General features: G+C 74.3%; 21 protein-coding genes. 5 read left to right on the forward strand and 16 right to left on the reverse strand.

Annotation, left to right across the window (positions count from 1 at the left end; all coding sequences use genetic code 11):
* Positions 1-169: 169 nt before the first annotated feature.
* Positions 170-1,378 carry a DUF5667 domain-containing protein gene (locus ACQ614_RS15860; RefSeq protein WP_431679215.1) on the forward strand — a complete coding sequence of 403 codons (1,209 nt, stop codon included), beginning with the start codon at positions 170-172 and terminating at the stop codon, positions 1,376-1,378.
* Between the two features lie 85 nt (positions 1,379-1,463).
* Here the strand turns inward: ACQ614_RS15860 and ACQ614_RS15865 are convergent, their stop codons facing one another.
* The 8 genes from ACQ614_RS15865 to proC all read right to left on the reverse strand — a co-directional run bounded on the left by ACQ614_RS15865 (position 1,464) and on the right by proC (position 8,574).
* On the reverse strand, positions 1,464-2,477 hold the full coding sequence (locus ACQ614_RS15865; protein WP_431679216.1) for a lysophospholipid acyltransferase family protein: 1,014 nt from the start codon (positions 2,475-2,477) through the stop codon (positions 1,464-1,466).
* Complete coding sequence (locus ACQ614_RS15870) at positions 2,474-3,532, reverse strand: NAD-dependent epimerase/dehydratase family protein (protein ID WP_431679217.1); 1,059 nt, start codon at positions 3,530-3,532, stop codon at positions 2,474-2,476. Before ACQ614_RS15870 ends, ACQ614_RS15865 begins: the two co-directional genes overlap by 4 nt.
* A 232-nt stretch (positions 3,533-3,764) precedes the next feature.
* Positions 3,765-3,896: a 30S ribosomal protein bS22 gene (locus tag ACQ614_RS15875; protein ID WP_425555045.1), complete on the reverse strand. Its 132-nt coding sequence runs from the start codon at positions 3,894-3,896 to the stop codon at positions 3,765-3,767.
* Positions 3,897-3,983: 87 nt separating this feature from the next.
* Complete coding sequence (locus tag ACQ614_RS15880; RefSeq protein WP_052390398.1) at positions 3,984-4,193, reverse strand: helix-turn-helix domain-containing protein; 210 nt, start codon at positions 4,191-4,193, stop codon at positions 3,984-3,986.
* A gap of 277 nt (positions 4,194-4,470) precedes the next feature.
* Positions 4,471-5,670 carry an acetoin utilization protein AcuC gene (locus tag ACQ614_RS15885; protein WP_431679219.1) on the reverse strand — a complete coding sequence of 400 codons (1,200 nt, stop codon included), beginning with the start codon at positions 5,668-5,670 and terminating at the stop codon, positions 4,471-4,473.
* 41 nt (positions 5,671-5,711) lie between these two features.
* Positions 5,712-6,908 carry an MFS transporter gene (locus tag ACQ614_RS15890; protein ID WP_431679220.1) on the reverse strand — a complete coding sequence of 399 codons (1,197 nt, stop codon included), beginning with the start codon at positions 6,906-6,908 and terminating at the stop codon, positions 5,712-5,714.
* Positions 6,909-7,037: 129 nt separating this feature from the next.
* Positions 7,038-7,697, reverse strand: coding sequence for an HAD family hydrolase (locus ACQ614_RS15895; protein ID WP_431679221.1), 660 nt, complete (start codon positions 7,695-7,697; stop codon positions 7,038-7,040).
* A gap of 52 nt (positions 7,698-7,749) precedes the next feature.
* Complete coding sequence (proC, locus tag ACQ614_RS15900; protein WP_263104809.1) at positions 7,750-8,574, reverse strand: pyrroline-5-carboxylate reductase; 825 nt, start codon at positions 8,572-8,574, stop codon at positions 7,750-7,752.
* A 229-nt stretch (positions 8,575-8,803) separates the two neighbouring features.
* Between proC and ACQ614_RS15905 the strand changes: the two genes are divergently transcribed.
* Entirely contained in the window at positions 8,804-10,384 is a 1,581-nt protein-coding gene (locus ACQ614_RS15905) for an extracellular catalytic domain type 1 short-chain-length polyhydroxyalkanoate depolymerase (protein ID WP_431679222.1), read from the forward strand.
* A 60-nt stretch (positions 10,385-10,444) separates the two neighbouring features.
* Here the strand turns inward: ACQ614_RS15905 and ACQ614_RS15910 are convergent, their stop codons facing one another.
* Both ACQ614_RS15910 and ACQ614_RS15915 read right to left on the reverse strand, forming a co-directional pair.
* Positions 10,445-11,332, reverse strand: a complete 888-nt coding sequence (locus tag ACQ614_RS15910; RefSeq protein ID WP_431679223.1) for a prohibitin family protein — start codon at positions 11,330-11,332, stop codon at positions 10,445-10,447.
* Positions 11,333-11,466: 134 nt separating this feature from the next.
* A complete protein-coding gene (locus ACQ614_RS15915; protein ID WP_431679224.1) occupies positions 11,467-11,973 on the reverse strand; it encodes a peptidylprolyl isomerase in 507 nt (168 codons plus the stop codon).
* A 165-nt stretch (positions 11,974-12,138) separates the two neighbouring features.
* On the opposite strand from ACQ614_RS15915, the gene ACQ614_RS15920 reads away from it, so the two are divergent.
* On the forward strand, positions 12,139-12,588 hold the full coding sequence (locus tag ACQ614_RS15920) for a hypothetical protein (RefSeq protein WP_431679225.1): 450 nt from the start codon (positions 12,139-12,141) through the stop codon (positions 12,586-12,588).
* A gap of 152 nt (positions 12,589-12,740) precedes the next feature.
* Positions 12,741-13,955, forward strand: a complete 1,215-nt coding sequence (locus ACQ614_RS15925) for a hypothetical protein (RefSeq protein WP_431679226.1) — start codon at positions 12,741-12,743, stop codon at positions 13,953-13,955.
* 14 nt (positions 13,956-13,969) lie between these two features.
* Here ACQ614_RS15925 and ACQ614_RS15930 read toward each other — a convergent pair whose 3' ends face one another.
* Positions 13,970-14,449, reverse strand: coding sequence for an Lrp/AsnC family transcriptional regulator (locus ACQ614_RS15930; protein ID WP_363492077.1), 480 nt, complete (start codon positions 14,447-14,449; stop codon positions 13,970-13,972).
* A gap of 136 nt (positions 14,450-14,585) precedes the next feature.
* On the opposite strand from ACQ614_RS15930, the gene ACQ614_RS15935 reads away from it, so the two are divergent.
* Entirely contained in the window at positions 14,586-15,746 is a 1,161-nt protein-coding gene (locus tag ACQ614_RS15935) for a trans-sulfuration enzyme family protein (RefSeq protein ID WP_431679227.1), read from the forward strand.
* A 97-nt stretch (positions 15,747-15,843) separates the two neighbouring features.
* On the opposite strand, the gene ACQ614_RS15940 is transcribed toward ACQ614_RS15935, so the two are convergent.
* The 5 genes from ACQ614_RS15940 to ACQ614_RS15960 form a co-directional block, all read right to left on the reverse strand.
* The gene (locus ACQ614_RS15940) at positions 15,844-16,302 is read right to left on the reverse strand and encodes an EamA/RhaT family transporter (protein WP_431679228.1); all 459 of its coding nucleotides are present in this window, start codon (positions 16,300-16,302) and stop codon (positions 15,844-15,846) included.
* Positions 16,303-16,396: 94 nt separating this feature from the next.
* Positions 16,397-18,241 (reverse strand): dihydroxy-acid dehydratase, encoded by a 1,845-nt coding sequence (gene ilvD / locus ACQ614_RS15945; protein WP_431679229.1) that lies wholly within the window; start codon positions 18,239-18,241, stop codon positions 16,397-16,399.
* Between the two features lie 129 nt (positions 18,242-18,370).
* On the reverse strand, positions 18,371-19,138 hold the full coding sequence (locus tag ACQ614_RS15950) for a class I SAM-dependent methyltransferase (RefSeq protein ID WP_431679230.1): 768 nt from the start codon (positions 19,136-19,138) through the stop codon (positions 18,371-18,373).
* Positions 19,139-19,205: 67 nt separating this feature from the next.
* A complete protein-coding gene (locus ACQ614_RS15955; RefSeq protein ID WP_431683939.1) occupies positions 19,206-20,063 on the reverse strand; it encodes a sugar phosphate isomerase/epimerase family protein in 858 nt (285 codons plus the stop codon).
* Positions 20,064-20,535: 472 nt separating this feature from the next.
* A complete protein-coding gene (locus tag ACQ614_RS15960; RefSeq protein ID WP_363492072.1) occupies positions 20,536-21,492 on the reverse strand; it encodes a Ppx/GppA phosphatase family protein in 957 nt (318 codons plus the stop codon).
* Between the last annotated feature and the right edge of the window lie 208 nt (positions 21,493-21,700).

Consider the following 21,700-nt stretch of genomic DNA (forward strand, 5'->3'; position numbering starts at 1 on the left):
AGCCGTGCGTAACCGACTCCCGGCACCGCTCGTTGGCCAGCGTGGAAACCACCGACGGGCTTGCGGTCAAGCAGGATCGGGCCGCATCACCCGATGGTGTGGTTTCGGCCCGCCGAGACAACCTTCCGGCTGGCCACGGTGTCGACAACGACGAAGGGAGGTGTGGCCCGTGACGGCAAACGTGCTGGAGCACCGGCGGGCGAAGGCCTTCGCCGAGGCATTGGAGGCCCACCGGACGGACAACCCACCCGGCGGGGGCGGCCCCGCCGGAGGCACGGCGGGCGGTTCCCACCGTGCCGGATCGACCGCGATGGCCGAGCTGCTGGCCATGGCGGACACCCTGGAGGAGCTGCCCGTCCCGGAGTTCTCCGCGGAGGCCAAGGCGGTCCAGCGGGCGCAGCTGATGGCCGCGTTCGAGCAGGCCTTCGCCGGCGGCGTGGCCCCCTCGGTGCCCCGGCAGCGCGGGGGCCACGCCGCCCGTGCGGGCCGCGGCCGCTGGGGCCGCCGGCTGGCGATCGGCGGTCTGGTGGCGGGCGTCGCGGTCGGCAGTTTCGCCGGCGCCGCGGCGGCCAGCGGCAACGCACTGCCGGGCGACGCCCTGTACGGCATGAAGCGCGGGCTGGAGGGCCTCCGGCTGGACTGGGCGGGCTCCGACTCGGAGCGCGGCGCGCTGCTGCTCGAGCAGGCCTCCGCCCGGCTGGACGAGGCGCAGAGCCTGCTGCAGCGCTCGGGCTCGCCGGACACGCTCAGCCCCGCCACCGTGGAGCAGGTCCGCCGTGCGCTGGACGACATGCACGCCGAGGCCGTCCGCGGCCGCGACCTGCTGCGTTCGGTCTACCGGTCCAACGGCTCGCTCGCCCCGATGCGGCAGCTCGCCACCTTCGCCGACGGCGAGGACGACCGCTGGTCGCAGCTGCACGACCGGCTGCCCGGCCAGCTCGGCCCGCAGGCCGAGAAGGTCGACGAGCTCTTCGACGACATAAGCGAGGACGTCGCGCCCCTGCACCTGGCGCAGCCCGGCAAGGGCGGTCAGGCCGGCACGGGGGCGAGCGGCGGGCAGTCCGGCTCCGGCAAGGCGTCCGGCGGCGCCGTCCAGGGCACCTCGCAGGGCGGCACGGGTGCGCCGACCGCGCACGGCACCGGCACCGCTCCGAACGGGGCCGCGCCCAGCACCGCCCCGCAGGGCGTCGGCGGGCTGGTCGACGGCCTCACCAGCGGCCTGGGCGGCGGGCAGAGCGGCGCCCCGGCCACGGGCGGCACGACCGGCTCCGGCGCCTCCCCCGCGCCGACCGGTTCGTCCAGCGCGGCACCGGAGGGGCAGGGCATCACCATCCCGCCGCTGATCCCCGGTCTGCTGCCCGGTCTCACCCTGGGCTGAGGCCGTACGCCGCGGCGGCCGTGGGATTCCCGAGCTCCCACGGCCGCCGCGGCACGCCCGTGCCCGGGCACCCGGCCGGCGCCGCTCAGAAGAAGACCGAGCGCCGCTGCACCAGCAGCTTGTAGAGGGTGTGCTGGATGGTCTCCCGCACCTGGTCCGCCAGGTTGAAGACCAGCATCGGGTCGTCCGCGGCCTCCCGCGGGTAGCTGTCGGTCGGGATCGGCTCGCCGAACTGGATCGTCCACTTGGTGGGCAGCGGGACGGCTCCGAGCGGCCCCAGCCACGGGAAGGTCGGCGTGATGGGCACGTACGGCAGCCCGAGCAGCCGGGCCAGCGAGCGGAGGTTGCCGATCATCGGGTAGGTCTCTTCCGCACCGACGATCGAGCAGGGCACGATCGGCACCCCGGCGCGCAGCGCGGACGAGACGAAGCCGCCGCGCCCGAACCGCTGGAGCTTGTAGCGCTCGGAGAACGGCTTGCCGATCCCCTTGAAGCCCTCCGGCCAGACGCCGACCACCTCGCCGCGCTCCAGCAGCGCCTGGGCGTCCTCGTTGCAGGCGAGGGTGTGGCCCGCCTTGCGGGCGAGCTCGCCCGCGACCGGCAGCACGAAGACCAGGTCGGCGGCGAGCATCCGCAGGTGCCGGCGGTGCGGGTGGTGGTCGTGGATGGCCACCTGGGTCATCAGCGCGTCCAGCGGGATGGTGCCGGAGTGGTTGGCGACGATCAGTGCGCCGCCCTCGGCGGGGATGTTCTCCACGCCGCGGACCTCCACCCGGAAGTACTTCTCGGCGACCGGGCGGAGCAGCGAGAGGAAGACCTCCTCGGTGAGCTCCCGGTCGAAGCCGAACTCGTCGACCTCGTAGTCGCCGGTGATGCGGCGGCGCAGGAAGGCCAGGCCGCTCGCCGCGCGGTCCTCCCAGCCCTTGCCGAAGACCTTGGTGGCGGTGGCGCCGAGCTGCCCGGAGAGGGCGGTGCCGACGGCCTCGGCGAGGCGGTCGGCGAGGCCGCCGGCGGGCGGCTGCCCGGCGTGCCAGCTGGGGGCGGACTCGATCGGAATGACCTTGGCCTCGGCCGGCTCGGTCCTGCGGGCTGCGGTCATCGCGGCATCGGCTCCTCGGTGTGGCGGTCGTCCTGGCCGAGCAGGGCGGCCAGCCGGTCGGTGACGGCGGCGAGCCGCTCGGGGGGCAGCAGGCCGGCCCGCTGTGCGGCCACGAAGTCGGCGAACGCCTCGGCGGTGGTGAAGCGCGGGGTGTGGCCGAAGGTCTCGCGGAGCTGCGCGGTGTCGACGACCCGGCCGTGGGTGAGCAGCTGGATGAGCTCGGGCGAGATGTCGGCGAGCCTGGTCTGCCGGACGAGCCCGGCGACGGCGCCGAGGGCCGGGCGGAGCAGCGGCACGGTGGGCCGGCCGAGGCGGCGGGCGCACTGGGAGAGCAGCAGCACGCCGTCGCCGGCCACGTTGAAGGTGCCGGTGTTGGACGTGCCGGGGCGGGGGTCGAGGGTGGCGAGGCGGAGCACCTCGACGGCGTCGTCCTCGTGGACGAACTGCAGCCGGGGGTCGCGGCCGAGCACGGTGGGCAGCACCGGCAGGGTGAAGTAGGCGCAGAGCGGGGTGTCGCCGGCGGGGCCGACGATGTTGGCGAAGCGCAGCACGGTGACGGCGACGTCGGGGCGGCGGCGGCCGAAGCCGCGGACGTAGCCCTCGACCTCGGCGGCGTCGCGGGCGAACCCGCCGGCGGGGAGTTCCTTGGGCTGCATCCGCTCGGCGAAGACGGCGGGGTCGCGGGGTGCGGAGCCGTACACGCCGGTGGTGGACTTCACCACCAGGCGGCGCAGACCGGGGGCCTTCTGGCAGGCGCCGAGCAGCTGCATGGTGCCGATGACGTTGGTCTCCTTGACCGCCGTCCGGCCGCCGGGGCCCGTCGCGGAGACGTTGAGGTGCACCACGGTGTCGACCTCGTGCTCGGCGATCACCCGGGCGATGGCGGGGCGGCGGAGGTCGACGCGGACGAAGGAGACGTCCGGCGGGAGATCCTCGGCGGGCGGTTGGACGTCGACGCCGACGACCCGGTCCACGCCGCGCTCGCGGGCGATGCCGGCGGCGAAGCGGGCACCTAGGTGCCGTGCCACTCCGGTGACGAGCACGGTCCTGCCCACGCTGCTGCGGCCTCCTCGGAATCGCCCTGAGTGCACCGTACCGCGCGGATGTTTCCGGGCCGTACCGGCGCCACGCGCGGGCCGTACCGGCGCGACGCGCACCGGGTGCGAAGACACCACTGCCCGCCCGGGCTGGGCCCGGGCGGGCAGTGCGGACACCTGGTGCGCGCGAGGCGGCCGTCGGTGCAAGCGGCTGGCCCCCCGCGTGAGCGGGAAGTAGTCCGGCCGCGGGTTACTTCTTGTTGCGACGCTGCACGCGAGTCCGCTTCAGAAGCTTGCGGTGCTTCTTCTTGGCCATACGCTTGCGACGCTTCTTAATGACAGAGCCCACGGAACAACCCTCGCTCACTCGGACCCCGTCCATGGGAGACGGGTGTCCATACGACTGACGGAGGGCCTAGCCTACCGTCCGCTCGGGGTAAGCAGTAATCCTGGCCCCGCCGTGTCAGGCCTACGCGCTCTCGAGGCGCACGTAGGACTCCTTCAGGTACGCGTGGACCGCCTGCTCCGGGACACGGAAGGAGCGCCCGACCCGGATGGCCGGCAGCTCGCCGCTGTGCACCAGCCGGTACACCGTCATCTTGGACACCCTCATGACCGAGGCCACCTCGGCCACGGTCAGGAAGACGACTTCCTGCAGGGGGCGTTCGCCCGAACTCATGACCATCACCCGACCCTTACCCGTGTGCAAGGCACCGGCTTCCCCTCCGGTGACTCCACCGGCACACGTGTATCCCCAGAGTAGTTATGGGTGGTACCAGTGGGAAGAGGGGGATGCGCAGTCCTTGTACGGTGCGGCATCCCCCCGTTGCAGTACGTAGCCGATCGGCGTCTGGCGCAGGCGGACCGGGCCTTTCGGCCCTGCGGGGCGCTCGGAAGCACCGGCCCGGCGCGGGGGCGCGCGGCGGGCGCCGACCCGGCCGGGGCGGCGGGCGGGGTCAGGGCAGCAGGCCGTGGTGGGGGTAGACGGCCCGGCGGGCGGCGATGATCGCCTGGTCGAGGCGGGAGGCGGGGTCGTAGCCCCGCTCGTGGAAGTCGTGCCAGTCGGGGCTGGTGCCGTCGGTCATCCGCAGCGGGGCCTGCTGTCTGGTGCGGCGGTAGACCTCGGCGCGCCAGTCGGCCGGGGTCTCGGCGGCCGGGTCGAGCGGGCGTCCTGCCGCGGTGGCGACCAGGTGGGTCCACGTCCGCGGGACGACGTCGACGACGGCGTAGCCGCCCCCGCCGAGGGCGATCCAGCGGCCGTCGGCGTACTGGTGGGCGAGGCCGTGCAGGGACTCTGCGACGAGCCGCTGGGCGTCCAGGCTGACCGCGAGGTGGGCGAGCGGGTCCTCGACGTGGGTGTCGGCGCCGTGCTGGGTGACCAGGACCTGCGGGCGGAAGGCGGCGAGGAGTTCGGGCACCAGGGCGTGGAAGGCGCGCAGCCATCCGGCGTCGCCGGTGCCGGCCGGCAGCGGCAGGTTGGCGGCACTGCCGGGGGCGTCCGGGCCGCCGGTCTCGGTGGACCAGCCGGTCTCCGGGAAGAGCGTGGCCGGGTTCTCGTGCAGCGAGACGGTCAGCACCCGCGGGTCGTTCCAGAACGCCTGCTGGACGCCGTCCCCGTGGTGGACGTCCACGTCGACGTAGGCGACCCGCTCGGCGCCGAGCTCCAGCAGCCGGGCGACGGCCAGCGCCGGGTCGTTGTAGACGCAGAAGCCGGACGCCCGGTCGGGCATGGCGTGGTGCAGGCCGCCGGCGAAGTTCACGGCGTGCGGGGTCTCGCCGCGCCACACCGCCTCGGCGGCGGCGACCGACTGGCCGGCGATCAGCGCGGAGGCCGTGTGCAGCCCGGGGAACGCCCAGTTGTCGTCGGTGCCCAGGCCGTGCCGCAGGTCGGTGAGGGCCGGATCGGCGGCGACCTTGCGGACGGCGGCGATGTACTCGGCGGTGTGCACCAGGCGCAGCGTAGAGTCGCCGGCGGCGGGTGCGGAGCGCACCGTGACTCCCGGCCCGCTGCTCAGCCCGTACGCGTCGACCAGGTGCTTGGTGAGGACGAGCCTGGTCGGGTCCATCGGGTGGCCGGGGCCGAAGTCGTACGCGGCCACCGCGTCGTCCCAGTAGAGGTGCAGGCCGCAGGGGGTGTCACGCTCGGCGTCGGGCATGCCTCCACCGTAGTGGGTGGCGGCTGCCGGGACGCACGGGGTCAGCGCGCCTCGGCGGGCTGCTTGGCCCCGGGTGCCGGTACGGGGGCGAAGTGACCGGCGAGCGGCAGGATCGCCAGCACGAGCAGCATCGGGGCGAGCATCGCGGCCCGGTACGAGCCGGCGTCGCCGATGGCCCCGACGAGCGGCGAACCCACCAGGAAGCCCACGTAGTTGAACAGGTTGAGCCGGGCGACCGCGGCGTCCGAGTCGGCCGGCATCAGGCGGCCGCCGGCGGCGAAGACCTGCGGGATGATCGCGCAGATGCCGAGCCCGAGCAGGGTGAAGGCGGCGATCCCGGCCCAGGGCGCGGGGGCCACCGCGGCGGCGGCGAAGCCCAGGGCGGCGGTCGCGGCGCCCGCCCGCACCACCGGCACGGCACCGAAGCGCTGCACTGCCCGGTCGCCGACGGCCCGGCCGGCCAGCATCGCGACCATGTAGCCGAGGTAGGACAGCTTGGCGACGTCGTCGGGGCTGTGCAGGGTGTCGGTGAGGTACTTGACGCTGTAGTTGGAGACCGAGGCGTCGGCGATGTAGGCGACCGCCATGGCGAGGCAGAGCGGCAGCAGCGGGCGCCACGGCACGGCCCGCCCGGCGGCCAGGGCGGCCTCCTCGACGGCGTCGCCGAGTTCGGCCGGGCCGGCGAAGCGGGTGCCGGCCAGCAGGGCCAGCGGGACGAGCACCGCGGCCGATCCGGCGAACAGCGCGCTCAGCGGCACCCCGCGGTGCGCGCCGAGGCCGGCGACGGCCGCGCCGGCGATCCCGCCGAGGCTGAACGCGGCGTGGAAGCCGAGCATGATGCTGCGCCCGTAGCGGTGCTGCAGGCCGACGCCGAGCATGTTCATCGAGGCGTCGAGGGCACCCACGAGGAGGCCGAAGGCGGCCAGGGCGAGGGCGAGCTGCCACAGGGCGGTGCCCACGCCGACGGCGGCCAGGGCGAGGCAGACGGCGGGCTGCACGGTGCGGAGGACGGCGCGCGGGCTGCTGAGCCGTACCAGCCGCTCGGAGGCGACGGAGCCGACGCCGGCGAGGATCGGCACCGCGGCGAGGAAGACCGGCAGCAGCGAGTCGTCCAGCCCGTAGCGGCGCTGGATCTCGGGGATGCAGCTGACCAGCAGGGCGAAGGTGGCGCCCTGCAGCAGGAAGCTCGCGGCGAGGGCTGCGCGGGCCTGCCGCAGCCGTCCGGTGGTCTCGGCCATGGAGCCCCCGCTACTGGTGGGTACCGACGTGTGGTGGCGAGAGCGTAGGCCCTGGCGGGCCGTTCCGGGAGGGGGTCGGCCGATAACGGGCGCGGGGAACAGCGGGAGGTGCCCCCACGCGCCCCTGCGTCAGTCGCGCTTGCCCAGGAGGGCGGGGACGGCGGTGAGGGCGGTGAAGAGGCCGGTGGCGCCGGCGGCGGTCAGTTTGGCGGGGTCGGTGAGGGCGGCGTAGCCGTGGACGTCCATGCCGGCGGCACGGGCGGCGAGCACGCCGTTGGGGCTGTCCTCCAGGACGAGGCAGCGCTCGGGCGGCACGCCCATGGTGCGGGCGGCGTGCAGGAAGAGGTCGGGGGCGGGCTTGCCGACGCCGACGTCCTGGGCGCTGAAGATGTGCTCCTCGGGGAGGTGGCCGCGCAGCCCGGTGAGGTCGAGTGCGGTGCGGATCCACGAGTGGTGGGCGGAAGATGCGAGGCAGTACCGGACGCCGGACTGCTGCAGGGTCTTCAGGAGGGTCTCCGCCCCGGCCACCGGGGTGAGTTCGGCCTCGAACGCGGCGAACACCCGGGCGTGGAAGAGGTCGTCGAAGCCCTCCGGCAGCCGGTCGCCGTGCCGTTCCAGGATGACGTCGTGCACCCGGTGGGCGGCGGTGCCCATGTAGTCCCGGTAGGAGTCCTCGACGGTGGTCGGGTAGCCGAGTTCGGTGAGGTACTCGGCCAGCACCCGGTTGGAGATGGGCTCGCTGTCGACGAGCACCCCGTCGTTGTCGAAGATCACCAGGTCGTAGCTCACCCGGTCGAGCCTACCGGCCCGGCACCGGGGCTCCGGTGCCGGGCCGAGGCGGCTACTTGCCGCCGCCGGCCAGCTCGCGGGAGCGGTCGCGGGCGGCCTCCAGGGCGCCGAGGAGGGCGGCGCGGACGCCGTGGTTCTCCAGTTCGCGGATGGCGGCGATGGTGGTGCCGGCCGGGGAGGTCACCGCCTCGCGGAGCTTGACGGGGTGTTCGCCGGAGTCGCGCAGCATGATCGAGGCGCCGATCGCGGACTGCACGATGAGGTCGTGGGCGACCTGGCGGGGCAGGCCGAGCAGGATGCCGGCGTCGGTCATCGCCTCGACGAGGAAGTAGAAGTACGCCGGGCCCGAGCCGGAGAGCGCGGTGGCCGCGTCCTGCTGGGCCTCGGGGAGGCGGATGGCCTTGCCGACCGAGCGGAAGATCGCCTCGGTGCGCTCCAGGTGGGCCTCGGAGGCGTGCGAGCCGCCGGAGATGACGCTCATGCCCTCGTCGACCAGCACCGGGGTGTTGGGCATGACGCGGACGACGGGGGTGCCGGCGGCGAGCCGCTCCTCGAACCAGGCGGTGGGGATGCCGGCGGCGGCGGAGACGACCAGCCGGTCGGGGGCGATGTGCGGCGCCAGTTCGTCGAGCAGGGTGCCCATGTCCTGGGGCTTCACCGCGAGGATCAGGGTGTCGGCGAGCTTGGCGGCCTCGGCGTTGCTGACCGCGGTGACGCCGTAGCGGGCGGCGAGTTCGGCGGCGCGCTCGGGGCGGCGGGCGGTCACCAGGACGTCGGCCGGGTCCTCGCCGGCCCGCAGCAGGCCGGAGAGCAGGGCCTCGCCGATCTTGCCGGTGCCGAGGAAGGCGATCTTCTGTCCGGATGCGCTGCTGGGCATGGGGCCGCTCCTTCGTACGGTGCTGCGGCCATCCTCGCACCGGCGGGGGCGGGCGGGCGGGCGGCGTCCGAACCGTGGGCAGCGCGTCGCGGGCGGTGCCGCGGGGCCGGGGAGCCGGGCAATGGGGCGCGCCGCCACCCGGCGGGCCCCGGGGTGTCCGTCCGCACCGTGCCGGGCGGCCGGGCGGCGCCCTTACGGTCGCCTCTCCCCCACCTGCAAGGAGCCGCACATGACGTACGGAACGCTGAGGAGACGGTGGTGGGCGGCGCTCGCGCTGCTCGCCGTGACGGCCGGCGCGGTGCTCGGGCTCGGGCCCGGCACCGCCCGTGCCGCGGGCACCGTCCAGGTCACCGGGTTCGGCTCGAACCCGGGCAATCTGCTGATGTACCGCTACGCACCGGCCGGTCTGCCGGGCGGGCGGCCGGTGGTGGTGGCGCTGCACGGCTGCACCCAGTCGGCGTCCTACGGCGAGGCGGCCGGCTGGACGCACTGGGCGGACGCCTGGGGCTTCGCCGTGGTGATGCCGCAGCAGCAGTCCGCCAACAACTCCTCGCAGTGCTTCAACTGGTTCCAGCCCGGCGACTTCGGCCGGGACTCGGGCGAGGCGCTGTCGATCCGCCAGATGGTCGCGAAGACCGTCGCCGACCTCGGCAGCGACCCGGCCCGGGTGTACGTCACCGGCCTGTCCGCGGGCGGGGCGATGACGGCCGCTCTGCTGGCCGACTACCCGGACGTGTTCGCGGGCGGCGGCGTGGTCGCCGGCATCCCGTACCGCTGCGCCACCACGGCCGTCGAGGCCTCGGTGAACTGCATGACCATGGGCACCTCGAAGACCCCGCAGCAGTGGGGCGACCTGGTCCGCCAGGCGTACCCGGGGTGGACCGGGGCGCGGCCGAAGGTGTCGCTGTGGCAGGGCTCGTCCGACTCGGTGGTGAAGCCGGTCAACCTCACCGAGCTGATGAAGCAGTGGACGGACGTCACCGGCACCGGCCAGACGCCCGCGGTGAGCGACACCGTGGCGGGCTACCCGCACCAGGTGTACCGGGACGCGTCCGGCGCCGACCGGGTCGAGGTGTACTCGATCACCGGCATGGACCACGGCCAGCCCGTCGACCCGGGCAGCGGGGCCGAGCAGTGCGGCACCGCCGGCGCGTACGTGCTGGACGCCGACCTCTGTGCCTCGTACCGGATCGGGCGGTTCTGGGGGCTGGACGGCTCCGCGCCGAACCCGACCCCCTCGCCGACGCCCACGCCCTCCCCGTCGCCCACCGGCGGGACGGCCAGCACCGTCCTCTCCGACGACACCGCCCGGGACGGCTATGTGAAGGCCGCCGCGGACGGCGGCTCGCCCGCCCTCGGCACGCTCGCCGACAGCCTGGGGCTCGCGGTGGGCCGCGGCACCGACGGCAAGCAGAACCGTGCGCTGCTCTCCTTCGACACCTCGGCGGTGCCGGCCGGGGCCACCGTCACCGGCGCCCGGCTGACCGTCGCGTACGGCAGCGGCAGCGGCGACCCGTGGGCGGCCGCGCAGCTGGCGGTCGACGTGCGCGGCGGGTGCTTCGGCGCGGCCTGCACCACCGGGACGGACGACTGGGCGGCCGCGGCGAGTGCGGACTCGGCGGCGACCGTGGCGCGGTTCACCACCGGCAGCCGGACGTCCGGCGAGTTCTCCCCGGCGGGACTGGCCGCGATCCGGCCGGGCTCGACGGTGCAGCTGCGGCTGCGCTTCGACCAGGCGCTCGCCTCCACCGCGTACGTCTTCCTGCAGCGCGGTGCGAAGGCCACGCTGACCGTGGACTGGGCGCTCTGAGCCGCGCCGGCCGTCCGGGGGTCCCCCGGACGGCCGGCGCGTGCCGGTGCGGTGCGGCGGTCAGCGCTTGGTGCCGTCGACGATCACCGGGGAGCCGGCCGTGCCGCACGGGCTGGCGTACACCGGGTTCTTCTCGGCGGCGGCCTTGAACGCCTCGATGCACTGGCTCATCAGGATCCTGTCGGTCAGCGAGTTCGCGATGACGGTGTTGGCGGCGGCGGTGCTCTCGGACTCGATCTTCCGCTTCTCCGCCTCCGCCTTGGCGGTGCGCACGGCGGCCTCGGCCTGGGCGGTGGCCTGGTCCTGCTTGAGCTTCTGGTCGATCGCCTGCTGCAGGCTGTCACTGGGCTTCACGTTGCGCAGGTTGACGCCGTTGACCAGGATGCCGCGGGGCGCCAGCCGCTCGGTGACCAGCCGCTCGATCTCGGCGGCGATCGCCTCGCGCTGCGAGCTGTAGCCCTCGACGCCGGTGTGCCTGGCGAAGACGTTGCGGACGATCTCCCGGCTGTCCGGGTAGACCAGCCGACGCTGGACGGCGTCGGCGCTGCCCGCCAGCTTGTAGAGCGCCTGGGTGTGCCGGGGGTCGATCGACCACTTCACGGTCAGGTCGGCGTACAGCACGCCGCCCTCGGAGGACCGGACCTCCACGGTGTCCTTGCCGGTGAGGTCGAGGTCGGACGGGCGGGTCGGGAAGGTGGTGACGTCGGTCAGCGGCGACTTGAGGTGCAGGCCCGGCTGCCACGTCCCGCCGACCTTGCCGAGGGTGGTGAGCACGCCCACCTCGTACGGCTCGACCACGTGCACGAAGGTCGCCAGGCCGGCCAGCAGGCCGAGGACGGAGGCCAGCAGGCCGCCCGCGGTGACGGCGCGGCCGGTGAGGACCCTGCGCCGCCGGAGGACGAGCAGGGTGGCGCCGGCGGCGACGAGCAGGACGGCGAGGATCAGCATGGGGAGTCTCTCGGCTGTGGGGACGGGACGGCCGCAGGCTAGCGAGCGGCGGCCCGCCGGGAGACCCAATTCAAGTGATGTTCATACGAATCTGGTCGGCGCCGCCCGTCGATGCGGGCGGCGCCGACGGGCCGTCAGCCCTCCGAGAGGATCTCGGCCTTCTCGATCACGACCGGCTCCATCGGGACGTCCCCGTGGCCGCCGCGGTTGCCGGTGCGCACGCCCTTGATCGAGTCGACCACGTCCTGGCCCGCGACGACGCGGCCGAAGACCGCGTAGCCCCAGCCGGCCGGGGTGCTGCTCTTGTAGTTCAGGAACGCGTTGTCGTTCACGTTCACGAAGAACTGGGCGGTCGCCGAGTGCGGGTCGCTGGTGCGCGCCATCGCCACGGTGTACGTGTCGTTGGTCAGGCCGTTCTCCGCCTCGTTGGCGATCGCCGCCCGGGTCGGCTTCTGCTTCATCTCCGGGGTGAAGCCGCCGCCCTGGATCATGAAACCGTCGATCACACGGTGGAAGACCGTGCCGTCGTAGTGCCCCTCGCGGACGTACTGCACGAAGTTGGCGACCGTCGCGGGCGCCTTGGCATCCTCGAGCTCCAGGTCGATCGCGCCGAGGTTGGTGGTCAGCCGTACCGTCGTCATGCTCTGCCTTTGGTAGGTGGACAGGTCGGATGACAGCCTGGCACGGATCGGCCCCCGTCCGCGTCAAGGGCGCCGAAGCGCCGCCCCGCCGCCAGCCCGGCCTCGGGGGAAACTCGGGGATACCCCCTATGGATTTCCAGGGACCGCCGGGCGCACGGTGGAGGCATGGGAAACGGAGATTTGTCGCGAAGTGAGAGCCGTCAGGTCGCCGTCGCCGCGGCGACTCTCGGCCCGTGGCGCACGGCCGCGGCCGTCGGCACGGTGGTCGGCGGTGCCGCGCTCGGCGTGAACATCGTCACCGGGAACTGGTCCCTGGACATCCTCGCCGGGCCCGCCGGACTCGGCCTGTTCTTCTTCTTCCTCGTCGGCACGGTCGGCGGCCGGCTGCGCCGGGACACCGGCGACCGGCGGCTGCAGCGCTGGGCCGACGAGCACCCCTGGCAGTCCGCACTGCCCGCGGCGGGCGCGCTGTGGGTGCTGGACACCCTGGCGATGACGCTGCTCGGCAGCTCCGGACTGTCCGCCGCGCTGTTCGCCTCGCTGCTCCCGGCCGGACTGCTGCTGGCGATCGCCGGCGTGGTCGGCTCGGTCAAGCAGGCCCGCAAGCGGGGCTGACCGCCGCCACCCCGGCCGGGGCCGGACGGCCCTGACGCACGGACAGCTGACGGCCCGGAGCGGAACGGCCTTCCGCCCCGGGCCGGGGCCGCCGCGCGGACGGGGCCCACCCGGCGGAAGGTGTGTCGGGGGCCGTCTGCATACTGTGCGGCGTGCCGATAGTCGAAGATCCCGCGCCCCGCCCCGACGACCCGTTCGACGGCCTCGTACTCGACGAGGACTTCGTCCGCGGTGCCGCCGTCAAGGAGCAGTCGGGCCGGGCCCGGATGCTGGCCGCCAAGTGGAAGCGGCAGCCGCCGCAGCCCGAGCCGTGGCGGGCCTCCGCCGACCCCGCGCCGTCGGCACCGCGCAGGCGCTTCGGGCGCCGTCCGAAGCCGGTCGACCCGTGGGGCCGGCGCCGGAAGCGCAACTGGCAGACCCCGCTGTTCGTGGTGCTCGCCGCCGCCGTCACCCTGGCCGCGCTGAACGTGGACCGGCTGCACGGCTGGTACGAGCGGGGCCGGGACTCCTCGGCGGCGTCGGCGGGCGGCCCCGGCGCCTCGGCGACGGCCGCGCCGCCGACCGCCGATCCGGACACCCCGACCGTCGAGCGCCCCTGGGCCGGTTCGCCCGCCGACACCTGGAAGGCCGGGGCGGATGCCCTGGTCCTGCCGGAGGCGAAGGCCGTAGGCGTGTTCGACAAGGAGGAGGTGGCCGACCTGCTCGCCGAGGTCCGGCAGTACCTCGTCCTCACCAACGTCGACCCGAAGACCATCCGCGGCGAGACCCCGGCCGCGGCCCTCGCCATGCTGGACCGCGGCTCTCGCGCCGACCTGGAGAAGGCACTCGCCCACCCCACCGCGGACCTGGACGCCACCACCTGGCTGAGCCGCTTCGACCCGCGCCGGGCGGTGCCGGTCACCGACGTGGTGAAGGCCCAGGGCACCATGACCTTCGAGAGCGACGGCGACCGCGGCCTGATGGTGCACACCGACTACATCTTCGTGTACGCCCTGCGGCCCGGCCCGGACGCCGGCGCGCCGCGGCCCGGGCAGAGCGCCGGCGGCAGCGGCACGGCCAAGCCGGTGGCCTGGAAGGCCGGCGACGGCACCCGGGTCGAGCGGGAGATCGTCCGGCGCCAGCAGGACTTCCGGTTCTACAACCCGGACCGGTACAAGGTGCAGCGCGGCAAGCTGTTCCTGCACAAGTGGCTCGCCGACCTGGGCAACAACGTCTGCGCGACGGGCAGCGGCTACCTGGAGACGGACTTCAGCATCGACTTCGGCCTCGGCACCGACGAACCGCACACCGGACCGACCGTCGACCCCTACGACCCGAACCGCAAGCTGGACGACCACGAGGGCTGCGGAACGCTGTCGCGGATCTGACGAACCGTCCGGGGTCAGTCGCCCGCCGTGGGGGCGGCGCCCCGGACGTGACCGAAGATCAGGCTGGTCTCGGTGTGCTGCACCGCGGGGTGCGCGGTGAGGTGGTCCAGCACGAAGTCGCGCAGTGCGTCCGTGTCCGCGACCGCGACGTGCAGCAGGTAGTCGTCGGCGCCGGACAGGTGGTAGGCGGCCACCACGCCCGGCAGCCGGGGTATGCCGCCGGCGAAGCTGCTGATCTGCTCCTTGGTGTGCGCGTGCAGCCGCACCGCGATCATCGCCTGGATGCCGAGACCGACCGCGGCCGGCTCCACCTCGGCGTGGAAACCGCGGATCACACCGCGCTCCCGCAGCGCCCGGATCCGGCCCAGGCAGGTGGACGGGGCGATGCCCACCGCCTCCGCAATGGCGTTGTTGGGCATCCGGGCGTCGGCGACCAGCAGCCGCAGGATGGCCCGGTCGACGGGGGCGAGTTCGCGCTGCGGATTCTTCGGCACGGGGCCCACGATCGTCCCCCTACTCGAACATCCGCAAGACCTACCGGCCGGTACTCGAATCTTCTGCCGAACTGTGGCCGCTGACCGGCGGACTCTTCACCATGGGGCCACCCCCCCACCCGCCGAGGAGCCACCCATGCCCCACGCCGACACCCGGGCCGTCCACGCCGGCAGAACCGACCTGCGCGGCCTCGGGACCCACGTCCCGCCGATCGACCTCTCCACCACCAACCCGCTTCCCGGCGTGGAGACCGGCGGCGACAGCTACGAGGCACTGGCCACCGGCGGGCTGCTCCCCGAGGGCGGCAGCGCCGTCTACCAGCGGCTGTGGAACCCCACCACCGCCCGCTTCGAGCAGGCCCTCGCCGAACTCGAGGACTGCGAGCAGTCGGTGGCCTTCGCCTCCGGCATGGCCGCCCTCTCCGCCTGCCTGCTCGCCGCCCGCGCCGAGGGCCGCGGCCACGTCGTCGCGGTACGGCCGCTGTACGGCGGCACCGACCACGTGCTGGCCACCGGCCTGCTCGGCACCGAGGTCACCTGGGCGCTCGCCGGCGAGGTCGCCGCGGCGATCCGCCCGGACACCGGCCTGGTGATCGTGGAGACCCCCGCCAACCCCACCCTGGACCTGGTCGACCTGGCCGCCGTCGCCGCCCAGTGCGGGGACGTGCCGCTGCTGGTCGACAACACCTTCGCCACGCCCGTGCTGCAGCAGCCCGTGCACCACGGCGCCACCCTCGTCCTGCACAGCGCCACCAAGTACCTCGGCGGCCACGGCGACGTGCTGGCCGGCGCGGTCGCCACCGACGCCGAGTGGGCGGCCCGGCTGCGCCGGGTCCGCGCGGTGACCGGCGGCATCCTCCACCCGCTCGCCGCCTACCTGCTGCACCGCGGACTGCAGACGCTGCCGCTGCGGGTGCGCCACCAGGCCTCGAACGCCGCCAAGACGGCGGCCTGGCTGAGCGCCCGCCCCGAGGTCGAGCAGGTCTACTACCCGGGCCTGCCGGACTGCGACCCGCAGGGTCTGGTCGGCCGCCAGATGTCCGGCGCCGGCTCGGTGCTGGCCTTCTCGCTCCGCGACGGGTACGAGGCCGCGGCGCGCACCGCGGCGGGCTGCGAGCTGATCACCCACGCGGTGTCGCTCGGCGGCGTGGACACCCTGATCCAGCACCCGGCCTCGCTGACCCACCGCCCGGTCGCCCCCGAGGCCCGCCCGCACCCCTCCCTGCTGCGTCTCTCGGTCGGCCTGGAGGAGCCCGAAGACCTCTTCGAGGACCTCGACCGCGCCTTTTCCCGGTAGGGGCACCGCCAGGAGCCGTCTTCGAAGGTCATGGGTGCCCCCACGCGCCCCTGAAGTGACCACCCATGACCTTTGAAGACACGCCCTCGGGGCGCCGTCAGCGGCGGCCGCGGCGGGCCTTTTCGTAGGCGGCGCGGTGCACGGCCTCGCCCGGGGCCTCGACCAGGCTCCGGAAGAAGTAGGCGGCGAGCGCGCCGGCCCCGCCGATGAGCCAGACCGCGCCGAGCGAGCGGTCCTCGGCCATCCAGCCGTCCAGGGTGTGGCGGCCCTCGGCGAGGGTCTTCCAGGTGCGGATCGCGGCCAGGCAGGAGCAGATCGCGACCGCGCCGATCAGCAGCACGTCGACGAAGCGGCCGGCGTCGGAGAGCGCCACCCCCGCGACGGCGAACCGCAGCACCAGTGCGGCGGCGGCCGTGCAGACGAGGGCGCCGAGCGAGACCAGTACCCGGCGCAGCCAGTAGCCGCCGCCGTGGTCGACCCAGGTGGTGCCGAAGAACCGGATCGGCTCGGGCTCGGGGCCTGCGGCGGGCTTCCCGCCCGGGGTGCGCTGGTTCACGGCACCCATTGTCGCCCGGCCGGGGGGCCGGACGGCGGAAGGGGCGGCCGTACCCCGCGGGGTACGGCCGCCCTTCCGGTCCGCTGCTGCGGCCTCAGCCCAGCTTGCTGATGTCGCGGACGGCACCCTTGTCGGCGGAGGTGGCCATCGCCGCGTACGCCTTCAGGGCCTGGCTGACCTGGCGCTGACGGTTCTTCGGCTTGTAGCCGCCCTCGGCCTCCAGCTTGAGCCGGCGCTCGTGCAGCTCCTCGAAGGAGACCTCCAGGTTGATCTTCCGGCCGGGGATGTCGATGGCGATGATGTCGCCGTCCTCGACCAGGGCGATGGTGCCGCCGGACGCGGCCTCCGGGGAGGCGTGGCCGATGGACAGGCCGGAGGTGCCGCCGGAGAACCGGCCGTCGGTGATCAGCGCGCAGGCCTTGCCGAGGCCGCGGCCCTTGAGGAAGGAGGTCGGGTAGAGCATCTCCTGCATGCCCGGGCCGCCCTTGGGGCCCTCGTAGCGGATGACGACGACGTCGCCCTCCTTGACCCGCTTGGCGAGGATCGCCTCGACGGCGTCCTCCTGCGACTCGACGACGACGGCGGGGCCGCTGAACGTCCAGATCGACTCGTCCACGCCGGCGGTCTTCACGATGCAGCCGTCCTCGGCGAGGTTGCCGTACAGCACGGCCAGGCCGCCCTCGACGGAGTAGGCGTGCTCGACGCTGCGGATGCAGCCCTTGGCGGCGTCGGTGTCCAGGGACTCCCAGCGCTCGGACTGCGCGAAGGCCTCGGAGGTGCGCTTGCAGCCGGGGGCGGCGTGCCACAGCTCGACCGCCTCGGCGGACGGCGAGCCGCCGCGGACGTCCCAGGTCTTCAGCCACTCGGCGAGCGAGTCGGAGTGCACGGTGTGCACGTCCTCGTTCAGCAGGCCGCCGCGGTACAGCTCGCCGAGGATCGCCGGGATGCCGCCTGCCCGGTGCACGTCCTCCATGTAGTACGAGCCGTTGGGCGCGACCTTGGAGAGGCAGGGCACCTTGCGGGAGATCGCGTCGATGGCCCGCATGTCGAAGTCCAGCTCGGCCTCCTGGGCGGCGGCGAGCAGGTGCAGGATCGTGTTGGTGGAGCCGCCCATCGCGATGTCGAGGGCCATGGCGTTCTCGAAGGCGGCGCGGGTGGCGATGTTGCGCGGCAGCACGGACGCGTCGTCCTGGTGGTAGTGCCGCTCGGTGATCTCGACGACCGTCTGCCCGGCCCGCTCGTAGAGGTCGCGGCGGGCGGTGTGGGTGGCCAGCACCGAGCCGTTGCCGGGCAGCGAGAGGCCGATCGCCTCGGTGAGGCAGTTCATCGAGTTGGCGGTGAACATGCCGGAACACGAGCCGCAGGTCGGGCAGGCGTTCTCCTCGATGATCGCGATGTCCTCGTCGGAGACGTTCTCGTTGACCGCCTGGGAGATCGCGTCGACCAGGTCCAGCTTGCGGACGGTGCCGTCGACCAGGGTGGCCTTGCCGGCCTCCATCGGGCCGCCGGAGACGAAGACCGTCGGGATGTTCAGCCGCAGCGCGGCCATCAGCATGCCGGGGGTGATCTTGTCGCAGTTGGAGATGCAGATCAGGGCGTCCGCGCAGTGCGCGTTGACCATGTACTCCACCGAGTCGGCGATCAGGTCGCGCGAGGGCAGCGAGTAGAGCATGCCGCCGTGGCCCATCGCGATGCCGTCGTCGACCGCGATGGTGTTGAACTCGCGCGGGATGCCGCCCGCCTGCTTGATCGCCTCGGAGACGATCCGGCCGACCGGCTGCAGGTGGGTGTGGCCGGGCACGAACTCGGTGAAGGAGTTGGCCACCGCGATGATCGGCTTGCCGAAGTCCTCCCGGGCTACGCCGGCGGCCCGGAGAAGGGCGCGGGCGCCCGCCATGTTGCGGCCGTGGGTGACGGTACGGGACCTCAGCTCGGGCATGCGCTCCACTCCTTCGGGGCCTGCGGGCGGCCGCTGCGCTGGTGGAAGAGGGTGCAGGACCGCTGTCCTACCGAGGTTACGCCCCCCGGTCCGGGCGGCGGACGCGCTGTCCGCCATGCGGTCAGCGCGTCACCCGGCCGTGCGCCCCACGAAGAGGTCGAGCACGTACGGCTCGGTGAGCAGGCCGTCCGGGTGGTCGGCCAGCAGCGCGGCCCGCTCGGCCGCCAGCACCGGCGCCTGCTGTTCGGTCGGCAGCACGGCGAAGTAGGAGCGCGAGCCGAGGTCGGCGAGGTGGCTGTCGACGGTGACCTGCCGCGCCCAGTGCAGCCGCAGGGTCTCCACCGCGAGGCCGTGCCCGGCCAGCGGCTCGGCGAACGCCGCGAGCGAGGATCCGTAGAAGTGGTACGAGGGCAGCGCCTCGGACAGTCGCGCCTCCTGCTCGGCGATCCACCCCTCGGCGCGGTCCTTGACGTTCCACCAGAGGGCGAGGGCGCCACCGGGGCGCAGCACCCGCAGCGCCTCGGGCACCGAGCGCTCCGGCTCCGTCCAGTGGAAGGCCTGGGCGTAGGTCACCAGGTCCGCCGAGTCGTCGTGGCAGGGCAGGTCGTCGCCGACGCCCTTGACCACCGGGATCTCCGGGGACACCGCGCGCAGCCTGGCCGCCATCCCGCCGCTCGGCTCCACGGCGAGCACCCGGGCCCCGCGGGCCGCCAGCAGCCGGGTGGCGATGCCCGTCCCGGCGCCCACGTCCACCACGTCCGCCCCGGCGAGCGGTCGGCCCGCCAGCCGCTCCAGCCCGTCGAACAGCCCGGCCGGGTAGGAGGGCCGCGCCGCGTCGTACTGCTCCGCCACCGGGCCGAACGACAGCGCATGCGCCTGCTGCTGAAGATCCGTCACCACGAGCCCCTTCGCGTCCGGACCCCACCCTACGCCGGAGCGGGCCGCACGGGCCTCCGGGGAGGCCTCAGGGCTCGGGGGACCGCACGGCCCGGCGGGGGGCGGTGCGGGCCGGGGTGGCCAGGTGGAGGCGGGTGAAGGCGAGTGCCTCGGCGAGGTCGGCCTCCCGCTCGGCGGCGGAGCCGGAGCGCCGGGTGTTCACCTCCAGCACCACGTGCCCCTCGAAGCCGGTCCGGGCCAGGCGTTCGAGCAGGGCCGCGCAGGGCTGCTTGCCGCGCCCCGGGATGAGGTGCTCGTCCTTGCCGGAGCCGGAGCCGTCGGCGAGGTGGATGTGGGCGAGCCGGTCGCCCATCCGGTCGGCCATCTCCAGGGCGTCGATGCGGGAGGTCGCGGCGTGCGAGAGGTCGATGGTGAAGTGCCGGTACTCCTCCTCGGTGACGTCCCAGCCGGGCGCGTAGGCGAGCATCTCGCGGTCCTTGTACCGCCACGGGTACATGTTCTCCACGGCGAAGCGGACGTCCGTCTCCCCGGCCATCCGCCCGATCCCGGCGACGAAGTCCCGGGCGTACTGGCGCTGCCAGCGGAACGGCGGGTGGACGACCACGGTGTCGGCGCCGAGCCGCTCGGCGGCGGCCCTGGCACGGACGAGCTTGGTCCACGGGTCGGTCGTCCACACCCGCTGGGTGATCAGCAGGCAGGGGGCGTGCACGGCGAGGATCGGCACCCCGTGGGCGTCGGACAGCCGCCGCAGCGCCTCGACGTCCTGGCTGACCGGGTCGTTCCACACCATCACCTCGACGCCGTCGTAGCCGAGCCGGCCGGCCAGCTCGAAGGCGGTCTCGGTGGTCGACGGGTACACGGAGGCGGTGGACAGCACCACCTTGGTGTCGGGGACGTGCACCCCCGGGTGCGGGGGCAGCACCAGCCGGTCGGTGGTGCGCAGCAGCGGCGCCCGGCCCGGCTCCTTGCGGCGGGCCTCCTTCACGGCCCGGGCGACCTTCGCCACCTTGGCCGTCTTCGCGGCGGTGGCCGACTGCACGGACTTCGCGGAGCGGGCCGTCCGGGAGGCGGCGCCCTTCGCGGTGCGGCCGGCCGCGCCCTTGGTGGTGCGGGACACGGCGGCGGCCCGCTCGCCGAGCGTGCGTTCCTTCTCGGCGGTGCGCAGCCGCGGCGTGGCCGCCCTGGCCCGGCGCGGCTCGGGAGCCCGCCGCGCGCCGTCCTCGGCCGCGCGGCCGGCCGGCGATGCGTCCTCGTCCGGTGCTTCCGCCACGGGACACAGGGTATGCGGCGGCGCGGACGAATGGGTGCAGAGCCGGAGGAAGCGTGGGCCAGGTCTCACCCGGCGGGCCGCCGTCCGGGGCGCGGGCCGCCCCCTGGGGGGCCGCCGGGCCGCGGCGTCACGGGGTGAGGGCGGGCCTCCGGTCGGCCGGGGTGTCCAGGGCGTCCAGCCGGCGCAGGATGATGCCCTCGCGCAGCGCCCACGGGCAGATGTCGAGCTCGTCGAGGCCGAAGAGGTCCATCGCGGCGTCGGCGACGAGCGCGCCGGCGAGCAGTTGCCGGGCCCGGCCCTCGGAGACGCCGGGGATGCGGGCCCGCTCGGCGACGGTCATCCCGGCGAGCCGGGGCAGCCAGGCGGCGAGGCCGCTGCGGGTGAGCCGCCGGGGCACCCGCGGACCGGCGTCGGCGGACGCGGCACCGGCCATCCGGGCCAGCTGCTTGAAGGTCTTGGAGGTGGCCACGGCGTGGTCCGGCGGGCCCTGTCTGGTGAACTCCCCGACCACGTGGGCGATCTCGGCACGGATGTGGCGGCGCAGTTCGCGGACGTCGTCCGCGTCGGCGATGTCGCCGGGCAGGCGCGCGGTGAGCCGGCCCGCGCCGAGCGGCAGCGAGGCCGCGATGTCGGGCTGCTCGTCGAGGCCGCAGCCCATCTCCAGCGAGCCGCCGCCGATGTCGAGGTTGAGCAGCCGCCCGGAGGACCAGCCGAACCAGCGGCGGACGGCCAGGAAGGTCAGCCGGGCCTCGTCCTGGCCGGACAGCACCCGCAGCTCGATCCCGGTCTCGTCGGCGACCCGGCGCAGCACGGCCTCGCCGTTGGCGGCCTCCCGTACGGCCGAGGTGGCGAACGGCAGTATCTCGACGACGCCCTTGTCCTCGGCGACCGAGATCGAGGAGGCCACCATGGAGACCAGCCGGTCCACGCCCTCCGGGGTGATCGCCCCGGTGTCGTCCAGCAGCTCGGCCAGCCTCAGTTCGGCCTTGTGCGAATACGCCGGGATGGGGGCAGCACCGGGGTGCGCGTCCACCACGAGGAAGTGGACGGTGTTGGAACCTACGTCGAGGACACCGAGTCGCATAGCGGTCCACGCTACGCGATCCGGGCCGCTCACCTGCCCGGATCCCCCCACGTCGCTGCCCTAGTGCCGGGTCAGGCAACCTTCGCCCGTCAAGGAGCGGCCCGAGGCGCCCGGCTGGGCGTGCCGCCGGAGCGCCCTCGTACTGGACGTACTCGGGTGCTTCGGCGGTGCGTCCAGGCGGGATGCGTCGGGTCGCGACGGGGCGAAG

The organism is Kitasatospora dryopteridis, assembly GCF_050749075.1.
In the GTDB taxonomy this organism is placed as follows: Bacteria; Actinomycetota; Actinomycetes; order Streptomycetales; family Streptomycetaceae; genus Kitasatospora.